This is a genomic window from Lysobacter sp. 5GHs7-4 (genome assembly GCF_021284765.1).
Classification (GTDB): Bacteria; Pseudomonadota; Gammaproteobacteria; order Xanthomonadales; family Xanthomonadaceae; genus Lysobacter.
The window spans coordinates 2,000,956-2,016,170 of the sequence record NZ_CP089924.1 but is presented as its reverse complement, the minus strand read 5'-3'; the positions used below and the strand labels follow the sequence as shown (position 1 = coordinate 2,016,170).

Below are 15,215 nucleotides of genomic sequence, written 5' to 3'. Positions count from 1 at the left end.
GTGCGCGCGTTACGCATTGACGCTGCCGCGTCCGCGACGATATCCAGACGCAGCAGTATGGACAGGGGGCTGCCGCAGTGCGCCGGACCCGGGGCCGGAGTCGCACCGTGACGCGCGGGTTACGCCCGCACTCAATGCATGCAAAGGAGAGCAAGGCCATGGCTCACACCCGATACGCCGCCGTCTTCCTGCTGGGAGGCGCGTTCGCGCTGGCCAGCCCGCCGCTGTTGGCGGAAGAAGGCGACTACGGTTTCTTCCAGACCCTACGCAACCTGGTCTCGCCACCGCGCGCCAACAACCCGGTGCAACCGGCGCAGCGTCAAGGCCAGTACCCGTTGTTGAGCAAGAACGCCGCCAAGTCCGACGGCTTCAGCCCCGGCGCGTACTACCAATGGCAGACCGTGCAGTTGCCGGCCGAGACCGGCGCGGTCTGCGGCGACGGCTCGCCATACAAGATCTTCGTCAACCGCGTGCCCGACACCACCAACACCATCATCTACATGGAAGGCGGCGGCGCGTGCTGGGATTACGCCAGCTGCTCCGGTCAGAGCGGTATCCGCGGCGCGCGCAATCCGCACGGCATCCCCGACGACTACATGAGCCTGCTCAATCCCGGCGCCAGCCTGGTCAGCCCGTTCGTGACCCGGGTCAGCCCGTTCGACGCGGTCAAGACCCAGAACTGGAACATGGTCTACGTGCCCTACTGCACGGGCGACATCTACGGCGGCGACAAGGTCGCGGTCTACACCGACCCCAGCAATCAAGCCGAGCCGCTGGTGTGGCACCACAACGGCCTGCGCAACTCGCGCGCGGTCACCGCCTGGCTCAAGGACAACCTGCCGCGTCCGGGCCAGATGCTCAGCACCGGCTGCAGCGCCGGCGGCGCCGGCAGCCTGATCAACTACGACCCGCTGCGCCGCGACCTCGCGCCCACGCGCAGCTTCCTGATCGACGACTCCGGCCCGATCTTCCCGACCCCGCGCAACGGCGATCCCGCGCAATATCCGTCGCAACCGCTGATGGCCCACATCCGCGGCGCCTGGGGCCTGGACGCGCCCAACGGCCCGCTCGCCTATCTGGCCAGCGGCCTGCCGCAATTGGATCTCAACGAACTGGGCTCGCTGTATCCCGCGCTCGCCAATAAGCACAGCGGCGACCGCCTCGGCGCGACCCACTTCTGGCAGGACCTCAACTACTCCTCGTACTCCTACGAGCGCTTCCACGCCGACATCCAGGCCGCCCCGAACCAGGCCGCCAAGGAAGCGCTGATCCACGCCAAGTGGGGCGCCGACACGCAACGCCTGTCGGCGCGTTTGAACACGCTGGACAACTTCGGCGGTTACTTCCCGCAGTACCGCGCGCTCAACGAAAGCCACTGCACCACCATCGTCGACTTCAAGAACGGCGACGTGCAGGCGCAAAACCTGCAGCTGAAGCAGTTCATCGACAGCGTGCTGGACGGCAACGGCAAGGTCGTCGACGCCAGCGAAGCCAACGACCAGGCCGACCGCGCCAAACCCTTCAACCTGCTGTATTGGCTGGTCGACCAGCTGCTGGGTTGAGGCGCGGCGCCGCTCATGACCCGCACCAAACTGCTGTTGATCGCCCTCGCCGCCGCGGCCCTCGCCGCGGCGGTGCTGGTGGCGCGCTCGCGCGATGCGCAGGCGAGCGCCGCCCCGGCAGCGAATGCCCGCAGCGCCTCGGTCGAAGCCCGACAGGCCGCTCTGCTGGCCACGCCGCAGGCGCGTGCGTACCGCGACCGCGAACAATTCCGCGGCGAAGCCAAACGCTACTTCCGCGACGCCGCATCGCTCGGTCAGGCCGAGCGCCTGCGCCAGGCCCAGGCCCTGCAGCGCGATGTCGACGCCTACGAACGCGCCGGCGAGCTGTCGGCCGGCGAAACCATGCTGCTGCGCGTGGCCCTGATCCAGGCCACCGTGCCCGACCAGGCCGAGCAGATGCGCCAGGTCGAGGCATTGGCCGAGCGCTATCGCGCCGTCGCCGACCAGCGCAACGCGCAATGGCTGGCGCAGCAGCGCAACGACCCGCGCTTTCAGTCCTACAAGCAGCGCGAGGCCGAGGTGGTGGCGCAGGTCATGGCGATGACCCGGATCCCGGGCGGCCTCACCCGCGACGAATACCTGCGCCAGCGCCTGCAGGACGAGCGCGAAAGCGCGTATCGCTGACCCGCTTAGGATGCGGCGAGCCCGTAGGATGCGGCGAGCCCGTAGGATGCGGCAAGCCGCAGGCGCACCGCATCGCGCGGCATGCAGAGCGCGGTGCGTGATGAGTGACGCGCGATGCGCGATGCGCGATGCGAGTATGCAGGTGCGTAACGATGCGGTTAACACCGCATCCTACGGCCATCGGTGCCCCTTCCCTCTCCTGCGTACAGCTCCCCTCTTTGTAAAAGAGGGGTTGGGGGAGATTTGCTTTTGCTTAGACGCACTCCACGCGAGCGCGCAGCCAATCACCCCCTAGCCGCCCCTTTTTCAAAGGGGAAACAACAGCAAAAAAAAACGGCGCCCGTAGGCGCCGTCAGATATTGCAACTCCCAAGGAACCCTTACCAACCGAAACCCAAACCCACGCCCGCCGAGCTCTCCGAGCTGCTGAACGCGCCGCCGAAAGTCACCGTGGCGCGTTCGCTGATCGCGCGCTGGTAACCGATCGACAGGGCCTGCTCGCCGTTCTGGAAACCCGCACCGACGGCGACGCGGTTCTTGGTGTGGATGCCGGCGGCCGAGGTCGCCATCTGCACCATCGCCGCGGTCATCGCACCGGCGCGGTCGATGCGGCGGTCGGTCTGCTTGAAGCCCCAGTCCATGTCGCTGCGCAGGTCGTCGATGGCCGCCATCGGCGCCGCGATCGCCTGGGCGAAACGCATGTCGGTGTAGGTGTTGGCGGTGCGCAGCGTCGCCACGTCGCCGGCATCGGCATGCGTGTTGGCGGCGTTGAGCGTGGCCGCATCGCCGGCATCGGCGTACGCGTTGGCCTGGTTGAGCACGTTGGCGTTGTTGCTGGTCACGCGCGAATCGGTGTAGCTGTTGGCGCTGTTGAGGGTATTGGCCGCGACCGTGTCGGTGTAGGTGTTGGCGCTGTTGAGCGTGTTGGCCGCGACCGTGTCGGTGTAGGTGTTGGCGCTGTTGAGCGTATTGGCCGCGACCGTGTCGGCGTAGGTGTTGGCCGCGTTCAAGGTCGCCGCGTTGCCGTCCTGCAGCTGGGTCAGATTGACCGCGTCGGTGCCCTGCGTGCCGGCGGCGACGTTGGTGATCTGGCGCTCGTTGCCGGTGTCGCCCACCGAGACGGTGTTGGCGCGGTTGGCATTCGAGCCCGCGCCCAGGGCGACGCTGTTGGTCGCGCTGGCGTTGCTGCCCTGGCCGATCGCAGTCGCGTTCTGCATCGTGGCCTGCGCGCCGTAGCCGAACGCGCTGCTGCCGATGCCGCTGGCGACGCTACGACCGCCGAAGGCGCTGGACTGGTCCGCCGTGGCCTGGGCCGCTCCACCGAAGGCGCTGGATTCCAGGCCGCTGGCGGTGGTCACTTCGTCCGGATCGACCACGCCGTCGCCGTCCTTGTCGACCCAGCCGCCGTTGGCGGTGGCGCCGTCGGCGCTGGCGACGCTGTGCGCGCCGGTCGCGGTGCTGCCCTTGCCGCTGGCGGTGGCGCCGGCGCCGTTGGCGGTGCTGGCCTCGCCCGAGGCCAGAGAGCCGCTGCCGCTGGCGGTGCTGAGCTCGCCGCTGGCGATGGCGTTGTAGCCGTGCGCCGAGCTGCCCAGGCCGCTGGCTTCGCTGAAGCTGCCGGTGGCGGTGGCGTTGTCGTTGGTGGCGCGCGCGCCGGCGCCGCTGGCGCTGCTGAATTGCCCGCTGGCTTCGCTGGCGGTGCCGGTGGCGGTGGCGAACTCGCCGCTGGCGTTGCTGCCGCTGCCGTTGGCGGTGGCGCCGAAACCGCCGGCCTGCGCGCCCTGGCCGACCGCGGTGCTCTGATCGCCGCCGGCGACGCTGTCGGCGCCGACCGCGGTGCTGCCGGTGCCGCTGGCGGTGCTGGCCGAACCGACCGCGGTGCTGCCGTCGCCGCTGGCGGTGGCGCCGCTGCCGCAGGCGGTCGCGCCGCCGCCGGCCGCGGTGGCGCCGCCGGTGGTGGTGCCGCCCAGGCCGTCGTCGAGCAGGCAGGGTTCGCCAGCCAGCGCGGCCGTCGGCAGGGCCAGCGCCAGCAGCAGCGCGGTGGACAGGAGCGAGTGGTGCATGTGCTTCATTGCTTCCCCCTAAGGAATCGTTTGGATGGGCCGTGCAACGCGGCCCGTACCGGTATCGAAGTAATCGCCGGGCCCACGAACGGGCCCGGCGACAGTAGCCAGCGAACGTTACGGCCCGGCCGTCACCGTCAGCACCACGCGCGCGGCGACCTTGGGCTTGACGGGATCGTTGCTGGCCACGCAGATGAAGCCCACGTGCGTGCCGGCGCTCAGGCCGCCCGCGTTGAGCTGCACCTGCGCGTTGTTGCCGACCGCACCCGGATTCACGCGTCCCATCGCGCTCACCGGCGCACCGATCCACGGCGCGCCGCAGGCGTTGGACGCGCCCACGTTCCAGGCCAGGCCGGCGAAGCCGGTGCCCGCGGTCCAGGCGCCGGCACCGGCGGTGGTGACGGTGATGGTGCGGAACACGTTGTCGCCGGTGTTGGAGGCGAACCACACCCAACGGTTGGCGAAGCTGGAACGCGCATGCACCACCAGCCAGTAACGGCCCGGCAGCAGATCGACGTTCTGGCCGGCCGCGGTCAGATTGAGGCCGATGTTGGCGCCGGTGAGCGTGACGCCGGCACCGGTCGGCGCGGCGGTGTAGCTCCACACGGCCACGCCCGGCGAGGCCTGCGGATTGCCTTCCGGATTGCTGCCGCTGTCGCGGAACAGGGTCCAGGTCAGGCTGGTCGCGGTGGTCGCCAGCGGCTGACCGCTGGACACGAAGCCTTCCGTGTACAGCGACACCAGGCGCGTGGCTTCGGTCACGCTGAAATCGTCGGCGCTGAACTGCGCCGCCGAGCCCGCCGTCGCCGGATCGGTGTAGACCGTGGCGCGGAAGCCGCTGCTGACCGCACCGCGCTGCGCGTCGAGCAAGGTGCGCAGGCCCTGTCCGGTGTTGTCGATGGTGTAATCCAGACGCGAACCGCCGAGGTTGTCGATGCGGAAGTTGGCGAAGCCGCTACCGCCCGCGGGCAGGGTCGCCGCGATCTGCACCGGCGTCAGCGCGATCACCGGCGGCGGCACCGACACCGCCACGGGCAGGCGCAGCGTCGGCTGGTCCAGCGTGCCGATCGCGGTCGGCGTCAGGGTCAGGGTGCCGAAATTCCAGGAACCGTCGGCCGGCAGCTGGTAGCTGTTGACCGTGATCTTGACCGCCTTGCTCTCGCCCGGATTGAGCGTGAACAGCGCCGGCGAGATCGTGCCGCTGAGGCCGGTCAGCTTGACCGTCCAGCCCTGACGCACCGACAGCGTGTTGCGGAAGGTACGGGTGAACACGCAACGCTCGACGCAGCGCGCCTTGGCCAGGCTGGGCTGGTTGAGGTTGGCGACGTCGCCGCCGTTGGCCGGGTTGGCGGCCAGGTAGTTGGCGCGGGTTTCGTTGAGCACCAGACCGGCGCGCAGCGCGAGGTCGACGCGCAAACGGCCACCGCCGCGATCGAACGGCGTCGCCGGCGTGATCGAGTCTTCCTTGAACACCTGCTGCTCGGCGGTCATCACCAACGCCGACTTCACTTCCGGCACGGTCCAGGTCGGCTGCGCCTGACGCAGCAGACCGGCGGCGCCGGCGTGGTGCGGCGAAGCCATCGAGGTGCCGTTCATCAGGCCCACCGCGTTCTCCGAACCGCTGATCGCGGTACCGGCGACCACGGCCAGGATGGCCACGCCAGGTGCGGTGACGTCGGGCTTCAGAAGATCGTAGGTGCCGGCCGGGCCGCGCGAGCTGAAATCGGCAAGCACGTCGGGCGTGTTCGGAATCGGCAGCACGCTGATGCCGGCGGTGCCGGGATTGCCGGCCAGGAAATCGCGCACCGCATTGGCGTCGGCCTGCAGCATCGCGAAACCGGGAACGGTCGCGCCGGTCATGGTCGGGATCAGACCGCCGGCGGCGTTATTGGCGATAACCACCGCGACCGCACCTGCGGCCGCCGCGTTGCCGGACTTGATGGTGAACGAACAGGTGCCGCGGCGGATCACCGCGATCGCGTTGGTGAAGGTGCCGGCCGGATACGCGGCGCAGCCGTCGTCGACGCCGTCGATGTTGGGGCTGACGCGCAGCACCGTGGTCGGCGCCAGCGGCGAAGTGAACGCGACGCCGCCCGTGCCTTCGTTGAGCACCAGCGCGCCCAGCGCGGCGGGTACGGCGCCCGGGCCGGTGACCTGCATGACCGGATTGAAGTCCTGACGGCCATGCTGCGCGGCCGCGGTGGAACCGGTCCACGGCTCCAGGTGGCCCATGGTGTTCGGGCCCGGGCCGCTGTTGCCGGCCGAGGTCGCCACGTAGATGCCGGCGTTGACCGCGTTGAGGAAGGCCAGCGAGACCGAATCGCTCCACGGGTTTTCGCCGCCGCCCACCGAGAAGTTCAGCACGTCGACGATGCCGTCGGCGACCGCCTGATCGACCGCGGCGGCCGACGACGTGTTCGGGCACAGGCCGCGACCGGTCGCCGTGTTCGTGTAGCACACGTCGTAGGCGATGATGTTGGCGTGCGGCGCCACGCCGGAAATCAGCGTGTTGCGGCCCTTGAACGCGACCGTGCGGAAGTTGCCCGCGGTGGTCGAGGCGGTGTGGCTGCCGTGGCTGTTGGTGTCGCCGAAGCCCGGCTCCTCGCGGATGTTGGCCACGCCGCAGGTGTTGCCCGGCGCCGCGCAGACGAAGTCGTAACCGCCGATCAGCTTGTCGTTGCAACGGCCGGCATCGACGCCGCCCGCCGCGCAGGTGCCCAGGTAGTTGCCGGCGCCCAGCGGATTGACGTGAGCGTAGCCCTGCTCATCGACGGCCGCGAACGAGGGGCTGCCGAAGTTGATGCCCGAGTCGAGGATGCCGACCACCACGCCCTCGCCCTTGACCGGATTGGTCGGCGAGTTCCACAGCTGCGGCGCGCCGATCAGGGTCGGGCCGACGTCGGTGTCTTGTTCGTACTCGCGGTACTCCTCGACGAACTGCACCTCGGACAGTTGCTGCACGCGCTGGGCCTCGGCCTCGCTCAGCTCGGTGACCACGGCGTTGAGCGCGTGCCGCATGCGGCGTTCGATGCGCAGCGGACGGCCGATCGCGGCGGCGATGCCGGACTCGTGCTGGCGCTGCGCGCTTTCCAGGTGACGCACATACGCCTGCGCGCGCGAACTGCGCACGTCCAGCTTGCCTTCGCCGGCCGCGGTCGCGGCGGCGCGCGCCATCTGCGGCACGCCGGGCTCGCCGACCAGACGCTCCGGCGCCGGCAGGCCCTTGATCTCGCCGCGGTAGGTCGCCAGCGGCGCCTCGCGGTAGACCACGATGTATTTGCGGACCTGCTGTTCCGGCAACTCGTTGTTGCCGCCGGACACGGCCGCCGGCGCGCCGCCGATCGGCCCGCCGCCGGCATCGGATACGCCGCCGCCGAGCATGACGGTGGCGCCGGCGATCGCCGCCAGCGCACCCAGCGCCAGCCCGACCGTCCATCGGTTGATTCTTATCGACATGTGCAACGTCCCCTAATGCGAATCCGCAATGCATACGCCCACCGACGGCGTAGCGCCGAACCGGTGGCCCAGATGGGAGAGTGGTGCTGAGCGAGGCCCGATCGGCGGCGGAAGCACGAGCCGCCTACGGCGTCGGCCGACGCTTCCCCAGGCGCCGACCTAATGCACAACGGGGGGCGATGAGGATCGCCCTACCCCGCCAGGCACACGATAAGCACAGAATCGGCAAGGCTGCATGTGCCGCGGGGCAAGATTCGGCCAGCCGCCGTACCCAGCTGAGGGCTTCGCGCCCTTTGACGTCTGCCTGGCGCGGTTGTTGCGATCCAGGCTGCCCAGGCGGCCGCGGAACAGGAGGCAATTGGTAGCGACGCTGCTCGCGATCCGCTGCAGCATCGCGCCACCCAACGTGCATTCAATCGTGGTCGCGCCCGCATCGACGACGACCTACGAGGCGGCCCTCCACGGCCCCACCCCACCACGAAACGTCAGCACATACACCGCCACCGCCCAGGCCGTGGCGACGGCCCAGCCGGCCAGGATGTCGGAGGGGTAATGCACGCCCAGGTAGACCCGCGACAGGCCGACCAGCACGACGAAGGCCGCCATGGCCACGGCCACCGGCCAGCGCCAGCGGGTACGCCAGACCAGCAGGGTCAGCACGCAGGCCAGCGTGGCCGAGCCCATCGCGTGGCCGCTGGGGAAGCTGTAGTTGTGCTCGGGCGCGATCGATTCCCACAGCGACGGCCGGTCGCGCGCGAAGGCCTGCTTGGCGGCGATGTTGAGCAGGGCCGAACCGCCCAGAGCGATCGCCGCAAAGGTCGCCTCGCGGAAGCGACGCAGCAGGCTCAGCGCCAGCACCAGCGCGACGTCGAACGGGACCACGCCGTGCAGATAGCCGATCTTGCTGATCACGACGAAGAAGCGGTCGAAGCCTTCGCGCGCCAGCGAATGCGCGAACTGCAGGATCGGTTCGTCGAAGGGGATGGTGTCCTGATCGTGGATCTCGTCGGCCAGCTCGGCGAACGCCCACAGCGGCAGCAGCAAGCCGGCGAACACCAGCAGCAGGCGCAAGCCGTGGCGGCGCAGGAACGCGACGCCGAAGCGCGTCTCCGCGCGCAGCGCGTCGCCGCCGTCGCTGGAGTCAGGCGCCCGTTGCGTGGACGCCATAGTTGCGTTCGACGTAACGGTCGATCAGCTCGACGAATTCATCGGCGATGCGTTCGCCGCGCAGGGTGACGGTCTTCTCGCCGTCCTCGAACACCGGCGCCGACGGCGCCTCGCCGGTGCCCGGCAGGGAAATGCCGATGTTGGCGTGGCGCGATTCGCCGGGCCCGTTGACCACGCAGCCCATCACCGCCAGGGTCAGGTTCTCCGCGCCCGGGTGGCTGATCTTCCATTCCGGCATCTTCGCGCGCACGTGCTCCTGCACCTTCTGCGCCAGTTCCTGGAAGAAGCTGCTGGTGGTGCGGCCGCAGCCCGGGCAGGCGGTGACCATGGGCGTGAACGCCCGCAGGCCCATGGTCTGCAGCAGTTCCTGAGCGACGATGACTTCGTTGTTGCGCGACTGGCCCGGCTCGGGCGTGAGCGAGATGCGGATGGTGTCGCCGATGCCTTCCTGCAGCAGCACGCCCAGCGCCGCGCTGGAGGCGACGATGCCCTTGCTGCCGATGCCGGCCTCGGTCAGGCCCAGGTGCAGGGCGAAGTCGCCGCGGTTGGCCAGCTCGCGGTAGACCGCGATCAGTTCCTGCACGCCGCTGACTTTGGCGCTAAGCACGATGCGGTCGGCCGGCAGGCCGATCTCGACCGCGCGCTGCGCCGAGTCCAGGGCCGAGCGGATCAGCGCCTCGCGCAGCACGCGTCCCGCGTCCCAGGGTTCGGCGCGGGCGTGGTTCTCGTCCATCAGGGTCGCGGCCAGCGCTTGGTCCAGCGAGCCCCAGTTGGCGCCGATGCGCACCGGCTTGCCGTACTTGATCGCCATTTCGATCAAGGTGGCGAACTGGCTGTCCTTCTTCTTGCCGAAGCCGACGTTGCCGGGGTTGATGCGGTACTTGCCTAACGCTTGCGCGCAAGCCGGCTCGGCGGTGAGCAGCTGATGGCCGTTGTAGTGGAAGTCGCCGATGATCGGCACCTCGATGCCCATCATCGCCAGCTTGTCGACGATGCGCGGCACCGCCGCGGCGGCGTCGACGGTGTTGACCGTGACCCGGACCAGCTCGGAGCCGGCACGCCACAGCTCGGCCACCTGCTTGGTGGTGGAGGCGATGTCGGCGGTGTCGGTGTTGGTCATCGACTGCACCACCACCGGCGCGCCGCCGCCCAACGTGATCGCGCCGATGCGCACGCTGCGGGTCAGGCGACGCGGCAAGGGGCCGAAACCGGTGTGGGCGCAGGGAAGAACGGTGTCGGAATTCATGCGCCCATTGTAACGCCCGGGCGGTGGGGGATAGGCGCGGGTTCGGGGGATGACGATCATGGAGGTGTCGCACTGGAGACAGCGCGAGCGGCCACCGGCGCTTCATCCGCCTGAACCGCAGCCGCAGGCCGCCTCGCCGGACGCGTTACCATCGCCCTGCCCCGTATCCAAGCCGTCCGCCGTCCGCACCGCCATGCCCCCCGCCGCCCCCGACGAAGTCCTCAGCCCCAGCCAGCTCAACACCCTGGCGCGCAACCTGCTGGAGGACACCTTTCCGCTGGTCTGGGTCGAGGGCGAGCTGGGCAACCTGTCGCGCCCGTCCTCCGGCCATCTGTATCTGACCCTCAAGGACGCGCGCGCGCAGGTGCGCTGCGCGATGTTCAAGCCCAAGAGCAGCTGGCTGAAGTTCGTCCCGCGCGAGGGCCTGCGCGTGCTCGCGCGCGGCCGCCTGACCCTGTATGAAGCGCGCGGCGACTACCAGCTGGTGCTGGACCACATGGAGGAAGCCGGCGAAGGCGCGCTGCGGCGCGCGTTCGAGGAGCTCAAGGCGCGGCTGCAGGCCGAGGGCCTGTTCGACGCCGAGCGCAAACGCCCGCTGCCGCGCTACCCGGCGCGCGTGGGCGTGATCACCTCGCCCAGCGGCGCGGCGGTGCGCGACGTGCTCAGCGTGTTGGCGCGCCGTTTCCCGCTGATCCAGGCCGAAGTGCTGCCGGTGCCGGTGCAGGGCGAAGGCGCCGCCGCCCAGATCGTGCAGATGCTGCAGCGCGCGGCCGCGTCCGGCCGCTACGACGTGCTGGTGCTGGCGCGCGGCGGCGGCTCGCTGGAAGACCTGTGGGCCTTCAACGACGAGCGCCTGGCGCGCGCGATCGCGGCCTGCGAGGTGCCGGTGGTGTCGGCGATCGGCCACGAGACCGACTTCAGCCTGTCCGATTTCGCCGCCGACCTGCGCGCGCCGACGCCTTCGGTCGCGGCCGAGCTGATCGCGCCGGATCGCGACGAACTGCTGCGCCGCCTGCGCCAGCTCGACGCGCGCCTGCGCAACCTGCAACTGCAGCGCCTGCGCCAGGCCATGCAGCGCGCCGACCGCGCCGCGCTGCGCTTGCACGCCTTGCGGCCGCAGGCGCGCCTGCAGGCCCTGCGGTTGCGCCAGGCCGAAGCCTTGCGCCGCCTGGCCGCGGCCTGGCAACGCCGGCTGGAGCGCGAACGCGCGCAGCTGCGACACGCCGACGCGGTGCTGCGCGCGAACCAGCCGCAACGCCGCATCGCCGCCCTGCGCGAACGCCTGGGCGCGCTGGCCCAGCGGCCGCGCGCCGCCGTGATGCGCCGTCTCGCCCACCAAACCCTGCACCTGCGCGGCCTGGCGCGTTCGCTGGAGGCGGTCAGCCCGCTGGCCACCGTCGCCCGCGGCTATGCGATTTTGCAGCGCGAGGACGGGCACGTGGTGCGCAGCGTGCTGGATGCCGCGCCCGGCGAGCGTTTGAGCGCGCGGGTGCAGGACGGGCGGCTGCGCTTGAAAGTCGAGGACGGCGAGGCGGGCGGCGACGCCCCCTGAAACGCGCTGCGTCCGGACCAGCGTCGCGCGTCGCGACGCATCGCGGCTTACGCCGCTCCTACCCCAAGGCCGGCACCGCCTCCGCTTTCTGTGGGAGCGGCGTAAGCCGCGATGACGCCGCCGCACACGCCGGCGCCCTCGCCGCCTGCCGGCGCCGCCCACGCGACGCACCGTTCCGCCACGGCGCCCCGGCCATCGCCCACCGCTAACACGATCTGCGCGAACATCGACGAATTCGGGCGCAGCCCGGCACGGAGTTGCGCATGACCAAGGCGTCCGATCTGTTCGTGGCCGCACTCGAGGCCGAGGGCGTGGAGTACGTGTTCGGCATCCCCGGCGAGGAAAACCTCGACCTGCTGGAATCGCTGCGCACGTCCTCGATCAAACTGGTCCTGACCCGCCACGAACAGGCGGCCGGCTTCATGGCCGCGACCTACGGCCGGCTCACCGGCAAGGCCGGCGTCTGCCTGTCGACGCTGGGGCCGGGCGCGACCAACCTGGTCACCGCGGCCGCCTACGCGCAGCTCGGCGCCATGCCGATGCTGATGCTGACCGGCCAGAAGCCGATCAAGACCAGCAAGCAGGGCCATTTCCAGATCGTCGACGTGGTCGACACCCTGCGCCCGCTGACCAAGTACACGCGCCAGATCGTCGCCGCCGATTCGATCCCGGCGCGCGTGCGCGAGGCCTTCCGCCGCGCCGAGGAGGAACGTCCCGGCGCCACCCACCTGGAGCTGCCGCAGGACATCGCCGCCGACCCCACCGAGGCGCGCCTCATCCCGGCCTCGTACTCGCGCCGCCCGCTGGCCGAGGACAAGGCCGTCGCCCACGCCGCGGCCGCGGTGATGCGCGCGCGCCATCCGCTGCTGATGGTCGGCGCCGGCGCCAACCGCAAGACCACCGCGCGCCAGTTGCGCGCGCTGATCGCCAAGCTGCGCATTCCCTTCTTCACCACCCAGATGGGCAAGGGCGTAGTCGACGAGACCGACCCGCTGTGGCTGGGCAACGCCGCCCTGTCCGACCACGACTTCGTGCACCGCGCGATCGACGCCGCCGACTGCATCGTCAACATCGGCCACGACGTGATCGAGAAGCCGCCGTTCTTCATGCGCGAAGGCCGGCGCACGGTGATCCACGTCAACTACGCCAGCGCCGAGGTGGACGCGGTGTACTTCCCGCAGATCGAAGTCGTCGGCGACATCGCCAACGCGGTCTGGCAGCTGTCCGAGGCGATCGCGCCGCAGCCGCACTGGGACTTCGCCTTCTTCGACCGCGTGCGCGCGGCGCTGGACGCGCAGATCGACCAGCGCAATCGCGACCCGCGCTATCCGCTGGTGCCGCAGCGCCTGGTCGCCGACGTGCGCACGGCCATGGGCGAGCGCGACATCGTCTGCCTCGACAACGGCCTGTACAAGCTGTGGTTCGCGCGCGGCTACCGCTGCCGCTGGCCCAACACACTGCTGCTGGACAACGCGCTGGCGACCATGGGCGCGGGCCTGCCCTCGGCGATGGCCGCGCGCATCGTGCATCCGGACCGGCGCGTGCTGGCGGTGTGCGGCGACGGCGGCTTCATGATGAACTCGCAGGAAATCGAAACCGCGGTGCGCCTGGGCCTGGACCTGACCGTGCTGGTGCTGCGCGACGACGCCTACGGCATGATCAAGTGGAAACAGGCGCACGAACGCTATCCCAGCTTCGGCATGGACCTGGGCAATCCGGACTTCGTGAAGTACGCCGAAAGCTATGGCGCGCGCGGGCATCGCCCCGCCCGCAGCGACGACTTCCTGCCGCTGCTGCAGCGCGCGCTGGATACGCCCGGCGTGGACCTGATCGAAGTGCCGATCGATTATGCCGACGACGACCGCATCCTCAACGAAGACATCCCGCGCATGAGCGCCGCGGTGCGCTGAACCGCGCGCGCCCACACCCTGTTCACTACGGAATCCGCCATGGCCAAGTCCCCCAGCAAGTCCAAGCCCGCCGCCTCCGGACTCAAGAGCAGCTACCCGTACTATCTGGCCAACCGTCCGGTCGCGGCCAACACCGACCTGGAAGTACTGGACAAGTACAGCGGCAAGGTCGCCACCCGCGTGGCCTTCGCCGACGCGGCCGTGGTGCGCAAGGCGATCGTCGCCGCGCACAAGGCGCGCGAGGCGATGGCCGCGTTCCCGCCCGATGCGCGCCGCGACGTGCTCGAACACTGCGTGCGGCGCTTCAGCGAACGCCACGAGGAGCTCGCGCTGGCGCTGTGCATCGAAGCCGGCAAGCCGATCCAGGACGCGCGCGGCGAAGTCACCCGCCTGATCGACACCTTCCGCATCGCCGCCGGCGAGGCCACGCGCCTGGACGGCGAGATCATCGAGCTGCAAATTTCCAAGCGCACGCGCGGCTACCGCGGCATGGTCAAGCGCGTGCCGGTGGGCCCCTGCAGCTTCATCACGCCGTTCAACTTCCCGCTCAACCTGGTCGCGCACAAGGTCGCGCCGGCGATCGCCGCCGGTTGCCCGTTCGTGCTCAAGCCCGCGGTCAAGACGCCGATCGGCGCACTGATCATCGGCGAGATCCTGGCAGAGACCGATCTGCCCAAGGGCGCGTTCTCGGTGATCTGCTGCTCCAACGAGGATGCCGCCGCGCTCACCGAGGACGAGCGCATCGCCCTGCTGAGCTTCACCGGCGGCCTGATCGGCTGGGAGCTCAAGGCGCGCGCGGGCCGCAAGAAGGTAACCCTGGAACTGGGCGGCAACGCCGCCTGCATCGTCGACGACGACCCGGGCGTGCCGCTGGACCACGTGGTCGAGCGGCTGGTGTTCGGTGCCTACTACCAGAGCGGTCAGAGCTGCATCAGCGTGCAGCGCATCTACGCTCATAAGGCGATCTACGATGCGTTGCGCAAGAAGCTCAAGGCGGCCGTGTCCAAGCTGCGCATGGGCGACCCGCGCGACGAACGCACCTTCATCGGGCCGGTGATCGACGAGGCCGCAGCCAAGCGCATCGAATCCTGGGTGGCCGCGGTGCGCAAGGGCGGCGCAAAACTCATCGCCGGTGGCGAACGCCGCGGCAACATGCTGCCGGCGACGCTGCTGGAGAAGGTGCCGCGCGACAGCGATCTGTTCCGCCAGGAGGTGTTCGGGCCGGTCGCGTTCATGGCGCCGTTCGACACTTTCGACGAGGCGCTGGCGCAGGTCAACGACAGCGATTTCGGTCTGCAGGCGGGCGTGTTCACCGGCCGCCTCGACCACGCCATGCGCGCCTGGGACCGCCTGGACGTGGGCGGCGTGATCGTCGGCGACGTGCCCAGCTTCCGCGTCGACAACATGCCGTATGGCGGCGTCAAGAATTCCGGTCTGGGCCGCGAAGGCGTGCGGTACGCGATCGAGGACATGACCGAGCAGCGGCTGCTGGTGATACGCGACCCGGTGGGGTGAGGCGTCGATCGATTGGGGGGCGGCGCGAGGGCGATGCCTCGCGGCCCTCGCCCCACCCCCTCTCCCGTTCACGAGGTGAGAAGCAGCGCTTGCGAGCCACTGGCTCGCGCTGCGCCGAACGCCC

At 70.1% G+C, this 15,215-nt stretch carries 9 protein-coding genes; 5 read left to right on the top strand and 4 right to left on the bottom strand.

Translation table 11 applies throughout. From position 1 onward, the window contains the following. Positions 1-158 precede the first annotated feature (158 nt). Together LVB77_RS09105 and LVB77_RS09100 are read left to right on the top strand one after the other, a co-directional pair. Positions 159-1,562, top strand: coding sequence for a pectinacetylesterase family protein (locus tag LVB77_RS09105; RefSeq protein WP_232909811.1), 1,404 nt, complete (start codon positions 159-161; stop codon positions 1,560-1,562). A gap of 15 nt (positions 1,563-1,577) precedes the next feature. Beyond that, positions 1,578-2,186 carry a hypothetical protein gene (locus LVB77_RS09100; protein ID WP_232909810.1) on the top strand — a complete coding sequence of 203 codons (609 nt, stop codon included), beginning with the start codon at positions 1,578-1,580 and terminating at the stop codon, positions 2,184-2,186. 379 nt (positions 2,187-2,565) lie between these two features. On the opposite strand, the gene LVB77_RS21260 is transcribed toward LVB77_RS09100, so the two are convergent. The 4 genes from LVB77_RS21260 to ispG form a co-directional block, all read right to left on the bottom strand. Next, on the bottom strand, positions 2,566-4,245 hold the full coding sequence (locus LVB77_RS21260; protein ID WP_255700567.1) for a YadA-like family protein: 1,680 nt from the start codon (positions 4,243-4,245) through the stop codon (positions 2,566-2,568). Between the two features lie 117 nt (positions 4,246-4,362). Beyond that, complete coding sequence (locus LVB77_RS09080; protein ID WP_232909809.1) at positions 4,363-7,701, bottom strand: S8 family serine peptidase; 3,339 nt, start codon at positions 7,699-7,701, stop codon at positions 4,363-4,365. A 444-nt stretch (positions 7,702-8,145) separates the two neighbouring features. Further along, positions 8,146-8,868: a phosphatase PAP2 family protein gene (locus LVB77_RS09075; protein WP_232909808.1), complete on the bottom strand. Its 723-nt coding sequence runs from the start codon at positions 8,866-8,868 to the stop codon at positions 8,146-8,148. After that, the gene (gene ispG / locus LVB77_RS09070) at positions 8,843-10,114 is read right to left on the bottom strand and encodes a flavodoxin-dependent (E)-4-hydroxy-3-methylbut-2-enyl-diphosphate synthase (protein ID WP_232909807.1); all 1,272 of its coding nucleotides are present in this window, start codon (positions 10,112-10,114) and stop codon (positions 8,843-8,845) included. Before ispG ends, LVB77_RS09075 begins: the two co-directional genes overlap by 26 nt. Before the next feature lie 193 nt (positions 10,115-10,307). Between ispG and xseA the strand changes: the two genes are divergently transcribed. The 3 genes from xseA (at position 10,308) to LVB77_RS09055 (ending at position 15,091) form a co-directional block, all read left to right on the top strand. Next, positions 10,308-11,666 carry an exodeoxyribonuclease VII large subunit gene (xseA, locus tag LVB77_RS09065; RefSeq protein WP_232909806.1) on the top strand — a complete coding sequence of 453 codons (1,359 nt, stop codon included), beginning with the start codon at positions 10,308-10,310 and terminating at the stop codon, positions 11,664-11,666. Positions 11,667-11,929: 263 nt separating this feature from the next. Beyond that, positions 11,930-13,576, top strand: coding sequence for an acetolactate synthase large subunit (locus LVB77_RS09060; protein ID WP_232909805.1), 1,647 nt, complete (start codon positions 11,930-11,932; stop codon positions 13,574-13,576). Positions 13,577-13,615: 39 nt separating this feature from the next. Continuing rightward, positions 13,616-15,091, top strand: a complete 1,476-nt coding sequence (locus tag LVB77_RS09055; RefSeq protein ID WP_232909804.1) for an aldehyde dehydrogenase family protein — start codon at positions 13,616-13,618, stop codon at positions 15,089-15,091. Positions 15,092-15,215: the final 124 nt, after the last annotated feature.

What these genes read in the sequence shown, in the direction of transcription:
- LVB77_RS09105 (WP_232909811.1), top strand. Translation starts at nt 159, where the DNA reads ATGGCTCACACCCGATACGCCGCCGTCTTCCTGCTGGGAGGCGCGTTC.
- LVB77_RS09100 (WP_232909810.1), top strand. Translation starts at nt 1,578, where the DNA reads ATGACCCGCACCAAACTGCTGTTGATCGCCCTCGCCGCCGCGGCCCTC.
- LVB77_RS21260 (WP_255700567.1), bottom strand. Translation starts at nt 4,245, where the DNA reads ATGCACCACTCGCTCCTGTCCACCGCGCTGCTGCTGGCGCTGGCCCTG.
- LVB77_RS09080 (WP_232909809.1), bottom strand. Translation starts at nt 7,701, where the DNA reads ATGTCGATAAGAATCAACCGATGGACGGTCGGGCTGGCGCTGGGTGCG.
- LVB77_RS09075 (WP_232909808.1), bottom strand. Translation starts at nt 8,868, where the DNA reads ATGGCGTCCACGCAACGGGCGCCTGACTCCAGCGACGGCGGCGACGCG.
- ispG (WP_232909807.1), bottom strand. Translation starts at nt 10,114, where the DNA reads ATGAATTCCGACACCGTTCTTCCCTGCGCCCACACCGGTTTCGGCCCC.
- xseA (WP_232909806.1), top strand. Translation starts at nt 10,308, where the DNA reads ATGCCCCCCGCCGCCCCCGACGAAGTCCTCAGCCCCAGCCAGCTCAAC.
- LVB77_RS09060 (WP_232909805.1), top strand. Translation starts at nt 11,930, where the DNA reads ATGACCAAGGCGTCCGATCTGTTCGTGGCCGCACTCGAGGCCGAGGGC.
- LVB77_RS09055 (WP_232909804.1), top strand. Translation starts at nt 13,616, where the DNA reads ATGGCCAAGTCCCCCAGCAAGTCCAAGCCCGCCGCCTCCGGACTCAAG.